Origin of the sequence: Sabulicella glaciei (assembly GCF_026183895.1) — a bacterium.
In the GTDB taxonomy this organism is placed as follows: domain Bacteria; phylum Pseudomonadota; class Alphaproteobacteria; order Acetobacterales; family Acetobacteraceae; genus Roseococcus; species Roseococcus glaciei.
In genome coordinates, this window is the sequence record NZ_JAPFQI010000001.1 from 143,403 (window position 1) to 153,499 (window position 10,097).

Here is a 10,097-nt window from a genome sequence, read left to right on the forward strand (position 1 = left end):
GCGCGGAACTGCGCTAAGACGCGCAACCATGCTCCGCGTCGCCGCCTCGTCCCTCGCCCTCCTGGCCCTCATGGCCGGGCCCGCCCCCGCCCAGACGCGCGGCGCGGCTCCGCGCGCCGTGGAGGCGCCCGGCGCCACCAACCGCATCCTTGCCGTCGTGAATGGCGACGTGGTGACCCAGGCCGAGGTGGCCTCGCGCGCCCGGCTCTTCGCGCTGAATTCCGGCGTCCCCGTCCAGCCGGAGACGCTGGCGCGCCTGCAGCCGCAGGTGCTGCGCCTCCTCATCGACGAGAAGCTGCGCCTGCAGGAGGTGCAGCGCCAGCGCATCGCCGTGACCGACAACGACATCGCCGAGGCGGTGCGCGAGATCGAGTCGCGCAACGGCCTGCCCTCCGGCGCGCTGCGCGCCCAGCTTCGCGGCGCCGGGGTGCAGCCGCGCGTCCTGTACGATCAGATCCGCGTGCAGATCGGCTGGGGCCGCCTCCTTCGCGTCGCCCTCGGCCCACAGGCGGAGGTGAGCGAGGCGGAGGTCCGCGACGCCGTCGCCGAGCACGAGGCCCGCCGCGGCCAGACCGAGTACCTGGTCGGCGAGATCTTCATCCCGGTGGACGACCCGCGCGTGGAATCCGAGGTGCGCGGCTTCACCGAGGACGTGATCGGCCAGCTTCGCCGCGGCTCCCCCTTCCCGGTGGTGGCGACGCAGTTCAGCCAGGCGCAATCCGCGCTGCAAGGCGGCGACCTTGGCTGGGTCGTCCCGCGCGAACTGGACTCCGAGGTCGCCTCCATCATCGAGCGCATGCCGCCCGGCGCGGTCAGCAATCCGATCCGCGTCCCGGGCGGCTACCAGATCGTCACGCTGCGTGCGAAGCGCGAGGCGGGGTCCGAGCAGCGTTCCACCATGATCTCGGTGCGGCAGCTTTTCCTGCCCTTCGCCACGCGCCTCGACCCGCAGAACCCGACGGAGCAGCATCGCCAGATGCTGGAGCGGGCGCAGCGCCTTTCCTCGACGCTGCGCGGCTGCGAGGCGATGGAGCAGCAGCCCCGCACCAGCGACCGCCCGGCGGATCCCGGCCCGCTTCGCCTGGAGGGGCTGAACCCGCCGCCGCTGCGGCAGATGCTCGCCTCCCTGCCCATCGGGCGCGCCTCGCAGCCCGTCATTTCCAATGACGGCATCCTGCTGCTGATGGTGTGCGAGCGGGAGCAGCGCGAGGCCCCGCGCTTCACGGCCGAGCAGGCGCGCGGCCAGATCCTGCGCGAGCGCGTGGAGGTGATCAGCCGCCAGCTGCTGCGCGACCTGCGCCGCCGCGCCATCATCGAGACCCGCGGCTGAGCGGGGAGGCGCTAACCCCCCTGTCCGAGGTGCCGCGGCGCTTCGGGCTGGATGCCCGCAAGGCGCTGGGTCAGCACTTCCTGCTGGACGAGGCGGTGTGCCGCCGGGTCGCGCTGCTGGCCGGCGATCTTTCGGGCCGCCACGTGCTGGAGGTCGGCCCCGGTCCTGGCGGCCTCACCCGCGCGCTGCTTGCCTCGCCTCTCGCGCACCTGACCGCCGTCGAACTGGACGAGCGGGCCCTGGCCGCGCTGGCGGAGCTCGAGGCGGCCCAGCCCGGGCGCCTCACCGTGCTGCGGCAGGACGCGCTGCGCTTCGACGGCACGGCGCTGCCGGCACCGCGGCAAGTGGTGGCGAACCTGCCCTACAACGTGGGCACGCCCCTGCTGCTCGGTTGGCTGGCCCAGGCGGCCGCCTGGGAAAGGCTGGTGCTGATGTTCCAGGAGGAGGTGGCGCAGCGGATCGTCGCCGCGCCGGGCACGGAGCATTACGGGCGCCTCGCCGTCATCGCGCAGTGGGTGGCGAAGTGCTTCATCGGGCTGCGCCTGCCGCCTGGGGCCTTCCGCCCGCCGCCGCGCGTCCATTCCGCCGTGGTCGTGCTGCAGCCGCGCGCGGATCAGCCGGAGCCGGCGCTGTTCCGGGCGATGGAGCGGGTGACGGCCGCCGCCTTCGGGCAGCGTCGCAAGATGCTGCGCGGCGCGCTGAAATCCCTGGGCGGCGCCGAGGCGCTGCTGGAAGGCGCCGGCATCGCCGGAGAGAAGCGGGCGGAGGAGCTTCCCATCCCTGCCTTCGAGGCGCTGGCGCGCGGCGTGCTGGCGCGCGGCGCCTGACGGGCCGGGGTTCCCTCCCGCACGGGAAGGGGGCACCTTTTCGGGTGCAACCAGGGGAAACGACATGAAGGAATTGCGCGTCGGCGACGTGTCCATCACCAGCGTGATCGAGCGCGACGGGCCGTGGCGGCGGCCGGAGGACTTCTTTCTCGGCTACGATTCCGCGAAGCAGGCGCAGAACGTCGCCGGGCTTCAGCCCGAGGTGTTCGACCGCGAGTCGGGCAAGATGGTCATCACCTACCAGACCTTCATCGTCCGCACGGCGCGCCACGTCATCCTCGTGGACACCTGCACCGGCGAGGACAAGGGCTACGGCCCGCCCATGGACTTCCCCAAGCAGCGCTGGCTGGACGAGCTTGCGGTCGCGGGGTTGAAGCCGGAGGACGTGGACTACGTCTTCTGCACCCACCTCCACATCGACCATTCGGGCTGGAACACGAAGCTGGAGAATGGGCGCTGGGTCCCCTTCTTCCCGCGTGCGAAATACGTCTTCCACAAGGGCGAGTACGAAGCCTGGGAGAAGCTGGACCAGGAGGGCGTGGATCGCCCCGGCGGCGCGGGCGGCGTGTGGCGCATGAACTGCAAGCCCATTGTCGAGGCCGGGCAGGCGCTGCTGGTGGAGGAGGGGTTCGAGATCGAGCCCGGCATCTCGCTCATGCTCACCGCTGGCCATTCCCCCTGCCATTGCTGCCTGCGCATCGAGAGCGGCGGGAAGCGCGCGATGATCACCGGGGACATGTTCCACCACCAGCTTCAGTGCTCGGACCCGGAGCTTTCCACCATCTTCTGCTGGGACGCGGAGGCAGCGCGGAAGACGCGGCGCGAGGTGTTCTCGGAAGTGGCGGATACGGACACGGTGCTGCTGCCCATTCACTTCCCGAGCCCCACGGCCGGGCGGCTGAAGCGCGCCACCTCGGGCTATGCCTGGGAGTGGGCGCAGGACTGATGCGGGTTCGGCACGCATGACGGAGGGGATCGGCGCGGTTTCCGCCGTCGTGGTGTCGTTCAACAGCGCGGAGGTTCTGCCTGGCTGCCTCGCCTCCATCCCGGAGGCGGTGCCGCTCGTCGTGGTGGACAATGCGAGCGGGGATGGCAGCGCCGACCTCGCCGCTCGCCTTGCGCCGCGGGCCCAGGTGCTGCGGCCTGCGCGCAACCTGGGCTTCGGGCGCGCGGCCAATCTCGGCTTCGCCGAGGTGAAGACCCCCTTCGGCATCCTGCTGAACGCCGATGTGCGCTGCCGCCCTGGCATGTTCGAGGCCTTGCTGGATGCGGCGCAACGCTATCCGGGAGCGGGTATGCTGGCGCCTTGCTGCTGGGCGCCGGACGGGGCGCTGCAATTCGGTCGGCCGGGGCTGTTCGAGAAGCGCGGCGGGGCGGTGCCCGCCATGCCCTCGGGGGATTGCTGCGCGCCCTATGTCGGCGGCTCCGCCATGTTCTTTCGCATGGACGCCTTCCGCGCCGTAGGCGGCTTCGACGACGCGCTGTTCCTGTATTTCGAGGATGACGATCTGTGCTTTCGCCTGCGCCGGGCGGGGCATTCGCTCGTGCATGTGCAGGGAGCGGCCCTGGACCACGCCGCCGGTCGCTCCTCCGCACCCTCGCCGCGCCTGGAATGGTGGAAGCACTGGCACATGGCGTGGTCGGCCCTGCACATGGAGCGCAAGCATCGCGGCAGGGTGCGGGCGGCGGCGCATGGGGTGGGCCTGGCGGCCGAACTGGCGGCGCGGCTGGCCTTCCGGCCTTTCCATCCGTCGCGCGCCAAGTGGTCGGCGCGGCTGGCCGGGACCCTGGCCTTCCTGCGCGGCGTCCGGGCCGTGGACCGGCCTCCGGAAGGGGCCGCCTGACCGGGGCGGCCCGGCTGCGTTATGATGCGGCCATGCCTGAGATCCTCACCGTCCCGCCCGCCGAGGCCGACACGCGCCTCGACCGCTGGCTGAAGCGCCGCTTCCCCGCGCTCACCCAGGGGGCCCTGCAGAAGATGCTGCGTACCGGGCAGATCCGCGTGGACGGCCGCAAGGCCGAGGCCAACACGCGCCTGCCTGCCGGTGCGGAATTGCGCGTCCCCCCCATGCCAACCACCCCGGCGCCCCGCGCCGAGCCGAAGCCGGTGCCCGAGGCCCTGGCCCGCGACCTCCAGGCGCGGGTGCTCTTCCGCGACGAGAGCGTGATAGTGCTGGACAAGCCGCATGGACTGCCCGTGCAGGGAGGGCCCGGCATCACGCGCCACCTGGACGGTGCGCTGGAAGCACTGCGCTTCGGCGCGGAGGATCGGCCGCGCCTTGTCCACCGGCTGGACCGCGACACCTCCGGCCTCCTGGTGCTGGCGCGCAGCCAGTCCGCGGCGGGTGCGCTGGCGGCGGCGTTCCGGGGCCGCGACGTGCACAAGACCTACTGGGCCGTAGTGGTGGGCGAGCCGGAACACGCGGGCGGCCGCATCGAGATGGCGCTGTCCAAGGAGGGCGGCCCGCGCGGCGAGCGCATGGCGCCCGACCCCAAGGGCAGCCGCGCCACGACCGAGTTCGCCGTGCTGGACAAGGCCCGTCGTCGCGCGGCGCTGCTGCGGCTGGAGCCGCTGACCGGGCGCACGCACCAGCTTCGCGTCCACTGTGCCGAGGCGTTGCGGACCCCGATCCTGGGCGACGGAAAATACGGCGGGGCGGCGGCGCATCTGGAAGGCTTGTCCGGCCAGTTGCACCTCCATGCCCGTGCCCTGCGTCTGCCGCACCCGGACGGCGGCATGCTGGAGGTGGAAGCGGCGGTGCCGCCGCACATGGAGGAAACGATGCGCTTCCTGGGCTTCGACAATCCCGCCCCCCGCCCGCCGAGGCGCCGGGCATGAGGCGCTGGCTCCTCGTGGCTCTGGGCCTCGTCATCCTCCTGCCGCTGCTCGTCATCGGCGGATTTCTCTTGTTCTTCGACGCGGACTCCTTCCGGCCACGCCTCGTCGAGGCGGTGTCGCGCGCCACGGGCCGCCCCTTCTCGGCCGAACGCCTTGCGCTGACGCCGGGGCTCGTGCCCGTGGTGGTGTTGGAGGGGGCGCGACTGGGCAATGTCGAGGGCGGCTCGCGGCCCGAGATGCTGACGCTCCGCCGCGCCGAGCTTCGCCTCGCCCTGCTGCCGCTGATCGGCGGGCGGGCCGAGGTGCGCGCACTGACCCTGGAAGGCGGCGACCTCCTACTGGAGAAGGGAAACTGGAACTTTACCCCCACGCGCGCGGAGGTCGCGCCTGCGCCCACCCCCGAACCGACGGCGCGCCCGGCGGAGGACGGCACGGCGCTCGACATCCGCGAGGTGACGCTGCGCGACTGGGTGGTGACCGTGGGCGGCGAGCGAATCGTCGTGCCGCGCGCCCGCATCGCCGGGACGGGGCTGGGCCAGCCCTACGACCTTTCCGCCACGCTGGTGGCGCGCGGCGCGGAGGCGCTGGTGGAAGGGCGCGGCGGCCCGGAGGGCGGGCGGATCTCCGCCACGCTGCCCGGCGCCCGCGTTTCCGCCGAGGCGCGGCGCGAGGGCGCGGACTGGCAGGGGCGGCTGGAGGCGCAGGCACCGCGCCTGGCCGATCTGTCGGGCCTGGCAGGGCGTCCGCTGCCGCCGCTGACCGGCGTGTCCCTGCGCGCCGAGGGTGGGATCGTGGGCGGCACGCCGCGCCTCGCCTCGCTGGAGGCGACGGCGCAGGGCGGTGCGCTGCCCGACTTCACCCTAGAAGGGGCGCGGCTTTCCATGGCGGCGATCGACGGCCCGGCACGGCTGGACGCGCGCGGCCAGTTTCGCGGCCAGCCCTTGGTGATCACGGGAGAGGCCACGCCCATCGCCTTCACCGAGGGGCGCCCAGCCCCCGTCGCGCTGCGCGCGGAGGCGGCAGGCGGCACCCTTGCGGTGACCGGGCAGTGGCCCGGCGCGCTGCGTGTGGAAGGACGGGCGCCGGAGCTTGCCCCTGTCGCCGCCCTGGCCGGCATCGGCCTGCCGCCACTGCGCGACGTGGCTCTGGCGGCGCGCGTCACGGCGCGCGGGACCACCGGCGCGGCGCTCGAAGAGCTTTCCTTCAACTCCTCGGCGGGCGATCTGCGCGGGAACCTGGAACTGGGCTGGGCCGGACGACCCAGCCTGCGGGGGGAGGTGCAGTCCGAACGCCTCGACCTCGACGTGTTGACGGCACGCGCCGCGGCCGGGGCGGGGGCCCCTGCGGCCCAGGCAGCGCCGACGCCTTCGCCCGCGCCTGGGGGTCCGGCCCGGCTGATCCCGGAGGTGCCCGTGGATGTCTCGGCACTGCGGCTCTTCGATTCCGACCTGCGCTTCCGCATCGGCGCGCTGCGCTGGAGCGGGACGGATTACCGCGACGTGTCCGGGCGCCTCGTCAACGAAGGCGGTCGGGCGCGCCTCGATCCGTTCCAGGCGACGGTGCCCGGCGGCCGGATCAACCTGCGCCTCGCGGCGGATGCGATGGCCGACCCGCCGGCCTTGCAGGTGGCGGGGAGCGGGCAGGGGCTTGACCTCGGCGCGCTGACAAGAGGCGGGCCGGTGCAGGGGCGTGGCGACCTGGACATGGATCTGCGCGGGCAGGGACGCACCACCCGGGCCCTGGCGGCGACCGCCACGGGGCATCTTGGCCTCGCCGTGACGGAAGGGCGGTTGACCGGCGGATGGGCCAACGCGGTCGGCCAGATCGTGCCGGGGGCCGGCGGCGCCGTGCCGCTTTCCTGCGGCGCCTTCCGCTGGCGGCTGGACCGCGGCGTGGCGCGGACGGAGGTGCTGTATCTCGAAGGCGCGCCCGGCCGCGCCGCCGGGGAGGGGACAGTCAATCTGCGCGACGAGACGCTGAATGGCCGGATCACCGTGGATCTCCGCGTCGCCGGGGTGCGGGTGCGCGCCCCCATCCCGGTGACCGGCACGCTGCTGGACCCGAAGCTGGAAGCGCGCGGCCTCGTGGAGGGGGCATTGGCCGGCGATCTGGGCAATCAGCTGGAGCGGCTGGTGCCTGGGATCGGCGGCGTGCTGCCCAACCAGGCGGGGCCGTCCCTGCCGGATTGCGGCGCGGCGCTTCGCGTGGCGCGGGGCGGACGGGAGGGACCCGTGCCCGCCCCTGCGGCACGGCCGGCCGACCCGGCGCGCAACCCAGCCCCCGTGATCGAGAACCTCTTGCGCGGACTGCTGCGATGAAGCGCTTCTGGGACGAGGCCGGCGTGGTGCCGGAGGATGGCCGCTTCGCGGTGCGGCTGGACGGGCGCCCGGTGCGCCTGCCGGGCGGCGGCACGCTTTCCGTCGAGCAGGCGCCGCTCGCCGATGCGCTGGCGGCGGAATGGCAGGCCGCGGGCGGCACGAAGGGCGGCGAGATGCGCTGGGACGACGTGCCGCTCACCCGCCTCGTTGGCACGGCGGCGGAGCGGATCGCCCCCGACCCGGCCCCCACCGTCGCCGCCATTGCCCGCTATGGCGAGACCGACCTGCTCTGCTACCGCGCCGATGACCCGGCGCTGGCGGCGCGGCAGGCCAAGGCATGGCAGCCCTGGCTCGACTGGTCGCGCGATGCGCTGGGCGCGGAGTTGGCGGTGACGGAGGGCATCATGCCGCTGCGCCAGCCCTCGGCAGCGCTGCGGGCGCTGGAGGGGGCGGTGGCGGCGCACCCGCCCGTGGCCCTCGCGGCGTTGGGCGTGCTGGTGCCCGCGCTCGGCTCGCTGGTGCTGGGGCTCGCAGTCACGCAGGGCGGCCTCGCGCCGGAAGAAGCGCATCGCCTCGCCATCCTGGACGAGCTGTTCCAGGAGGAGCGATGGGGCCTGGACTGGGAAGCGGAGGAGCGGCGGACCCGCGTGGCGGGGGAGATCGCCATGGCGGCGCGCCTCGCGGCGCTGGCGCGCTGATGGCGACGCTGGTCCGCATCGCCGGGCGCGTGCAGGGCGTGGGCTACCGGGACTGGCTGGTCGCGGAGGCGCGGGCGCATGGCCTGGCGGGATGGGTGCGGAACCGGCGCGACGGGTCAGTGGAGGCGCTGCTGGCGGGTGACCGGCCCTCCGTGCAGGAAGTTCTCCTCGCCTGCCGGCGCGGCCCGCCCGCGGCGCGCGTCGATTCGCTGGAGGAAAGCCTGGCGGAAGATCCGAGCGAGCCGGGATTTCATCGCCTCCCCACCGCCTGATCTTGCAATCGCCGCTGCAATGCAGCATGTTGGGAATGTCGCGCGGGCCTCCTGGCCCGCCCGGAACCGGCCGCGTTAGCCGGCCTGGCGAAAGCCCAGGCCCGTCCTGCCGGTTCCATGAGGCTTTCAAGCCCGGAACGGCCCAGAACGCGGGGCTTTCCCCACGATACGACGACACGCGGCGCGCTCGCGCCGCAGGATGAATCATGACCCGTTTTGACGAACTCGGCCTCGACCCCCTGCTGCTGCAGGCGCTGTCGGAGGCTGGGCACGAGACTCCCACCCCCATCCAGGCGCAGGCCATCCCGGCCGGCCTCGCGGGCCGCGACGTGCTGGGCATCGCCCAGACCGGCACCGGCAAGACCGCGGCCTTCGCCCTGCCCATCCTTCATCGCCTGAAGCAGGGCGGTGGGCGCCCGCCGCGCGGCGGCTGCCGCGTGCTGGTGCTGAGCCCGACGCGCGAGCTGGCCTCGCAGATCGCGGACAGCTTCAAGAAGTACGGCAAGCATCTCGGCTTCTCGACCGAGGTGGTGTTCGGCGGCGTCGGCCACGTGCCGCAGCAGCGCGCCCTGGCGCGCGGCGTGGACGTGCTGGTGGCGACGCCGGGCCGCCTGCTCGACCACATGGGCACGCGCCATGCCCGCCTCGACCATGTCGAGGTGCTGGTGCTGGATGAGGCGGACCAGATGCTCGACAAGGGCTTCCTGCCGCCGATCCGCAAGATCGTGGCCGCGGTGCCGCAGCGCCAGCAGACGCTGTTCTTCTCGGCCACCATGCCGTCCGACATCGCCTACTTGGCCCGCGACATGCTGCGCGAACCGGTGCGCGTGGAGGTGACGCCCGTCGCCACCACGGCGGAGCGCGTGAACCAGCGCGCCATCCTGCTGGAGCCGGGCGCGAAGCGCGCGACGCTCGCCAAGCTGCTGCGCGGCGAGGGCGTGGGCCGCACGCTGATCTTCTCCCGCACCAAGCACGGCGCGGACAAGATCGTGAAGGCGCTGGAGCAGGACGGGCTCGCGGCCAATGCCATCCACGGCAACAAGGGCCAGAGCCAGCGCGAGCGGGCGTTGGCCGAGTTCAAGTCGGGCCGGGCGCCGATCCTGGTGGCGACCGACATCGCGGCGCGCGGCATCGACGTTCGCGAGGTGACGCACGTCATCCAGCACGACCTGCCGGAAGTGCCGGAAACATACGTCCACCGCATCGGCCGCACGGCGCGCGCCGGGGCGGAGGGCGAGGCGGTGGCCCTGGTGGCGCCGGACGAGCTGGGCCTGCTGCGAGCGGTGGAGCGCCTGACGCGCCAGTCCGTGCCGATGGAGGACCACCGCGCCGACAAGTCTGGCCGCCTGGACGATCGCGCCACCCCAGTGCGCCCGCAGCGCGGGCCGCGCCCGGGTCGCGATCAGCAGCCCTCGCGCAAGCCGCAGGGGGCGCAGGCGCGTCACCAGCCCGCCGCGAAGGGCGGGCCGGCGAAGCCGCAGGGGCAGCAGCAGCGCCGCCCCGACGCGCCGCGCGGCGGCGAAGCCCCGCGCCGCCGCTCGGGCGACGACGCGGGCCGCGTCTTCATGGCGCGCGGCCGCTGAGCGAACCGGCCGGGGGGGGGGGGGGGGCACCACCCCCCCCCCCCCCCCCCCCCCGGCGGAGGCACCCACCCCCCCCAGCGGGGGGGGGCGGGGGGGCCCCGGGCGGCAGCGGGGCTGCCAGCGACGGCCGGATCTGCGGCATCACCACGGGGGGGCCGGGGGGCAACGGTGGGGCTGGGGGCTCCGCTTCCGTCCAATGGACCGGCGGCACCATCCAGAGATTTGGCACC

At 73.9% G+C, this 10,097-nt stretch carries 9 protein-coding genes; all 9 read left to right on the forward strand.

The genetic code is table 11. The features are described 5' to 3' along the window. Positions 1-28: 28 nt before the first annotated feature. The 9 genes from OF850_RS00630 to OF850_RS00670 all read left to right on the forward strand — a co-directional run bounded on the left by OF850_RS00630 (position 29) and on the right by OF850_RS00670 (position 9,867). Positions 29-1,330, forward strand: coding sequence for a peptidylprolyl isomerase (locus OF850_RS00630; RefSeq protein ID WP_301587731.1), 1,302 nt, complete (start codon positions 29-31; stop codon positions 1,328-1,330). Positions 1,331-1,359: 29 nt separating this feature from the next. Continuing rightward, positions 1,360-2,157: a 16S rRNA (adenine(1518)-N(6)/adenine(1519)-N(6))-dimethyltransferase RsmA gene (gene rsmA, locus OF850_RS00635; protein WP_301587732.1), complete on the forward strand. Its 798-nt coding sequence runs from the start codon at positions 1,360-1,362 to the stop codon at positions 2,155-2,157. A gap of 64 nt (positions 2,158-2,221) precedes the next feature. Next, positions 2,222-3,103, forward strand: coding sequence for an MBL fold metallo-hydrolase (locus tag OF850_RS00640; RefSeq protein WP_301587733.1), 882 nt, complete (start codon positions 2,222-2,224; stop codon positions 3,101-3,103). Between the two features lie 16 nt (positions 3,104-3,119). Further along, positions 3,120-4,001: a glycosyltransferase family 2 protein gene (locus tag OF850_RS00645; protein WP_301587734.1), complete on the forward strand. Its 882-nt coding sequence runs from the start codon at positions 3,120-3,122 to the stop codon at positions 3,999-4,001. 32 nt (positions 4,002-4,033) lie between these two features. Then, on the forward strand, positions 4,034-4,996 hold the full coding sequence (locus OF850_RS00650) for an RluA family pseudouridine synthase (RefSeq protein WP_301587735.1): 963 nt from the start codon (positions 4,034-4,036) through the stop codon (positions 4,994-4,996). Then, complete coding sequence (locus OF850_RS00655) at positions 4,993-7,314, forward strand: AsmA family protein (protein WP_301587736.1); 2,322 nt, start codon at positions 4,993-4,995, stop codon at positions 7,312-7,314. Before OF850_RS00650 ends, OF850_RS00655 begins: the two co-directional genes overlap by 4 nt. Further along, positions 7,311-8,012 (forward strand): ATP12 family chaperone protein, encoded by a 702-nt coding sequence (locus tag OF850_RS00660; RefSeq protein ID WP_301587737.1) that lies wholly within the window; start codon positions 7,311-7,313, stop codon positions 8,010-8,012. The genes OF850_RS00655 and OF850_RS00660 overlap by 4 nt, the downstream gene beginning before the upstream one ends. Next, entirely contained in the window at positions 8,012-8,284 is a 273-nt protein-coding gene (locus OF850_RS00665; protein WP_408906450.1) for an acylphosphatase, read from the forward strand. The genes OF850_RS00660 and OF850_RS00665 overlap by 1 nt, the downstream gene beginning before the upstream one ends. Before the next feature lie 206 nt (positions 8,285-8,490). Then, positions 8,491-9,867: a DEAD/DEAH box helicase gene (locus OF850_RS00670; RefSeq protein WP_301587738.1), complete on the forward strand. Its 1,377-nt coding sequence runs from the start codon at positions 8,491-8,493 to the stop codon at positions 9,865-9,867. The last annotated feature ends 230 nt before the right edge of the window (positions 9,868-10,097 follow it).

Bases quoted from the DNA above. Each gene is read 5' to 3' on its own strand.
- OF850_RS00630 (WP_301587731.1), top strand. From the start codon at position 29: ATGCTCCGCGTCGCCGCCTCGTCCCTCGCCCTCCTGGCCCTCATGGCC.
- OF850_RS00640 (WP_301587733.1), top strand. From the start codon at position 2,222: ATGAAGGAATTGCGCGTCGGCGACGTGTCCATCACCAGCGTGATCGAG.
- OF850_RS00645 (WP_301587734.1), top strand. From the start codon at position 3,120: ATGACGGAGGGGATCGGCGCGGTTTCCGCCGTCGTGGTGTCGTTCAAC.
- OF850_RS00650 (WP_301587735.1), top strand. From the start codon at position 4,034: ATGCCTGAGATCCTCACCGTCCCGCCCGCCGAGGCCGACACGCGCCTC.
- OF850_RS00655 (WP_301587736.1), top strand. From the start codon at position 4,993: ATGAGGCGCTGGCTCCTCGTGGCTCTGGGCCTCGTCATCCTCCTGCCG.
- OF850_RS00660 (WP_301587737.1), top strand. From the start codon at position 7,311: ATGAAGCGCTTCTGGGACGAGGCCGGCGTGGTGCCGGAGGATGGCCGC.
- OF850_RS00665 (WP_408906450.1), top strand. From the start codon at position 8,012: ATGGCGACGCTGGTCCGCATCGCCGGGCGCGTGCAGGGCGTGGGCTAC.
- OF850_RS00670 (WP_301587738.1), top strand. From the start codon at position 8,491: ATGACCCGTTTTGACGAACTCGGCCTCGACCCCCTGCTGCTGCAGGCG.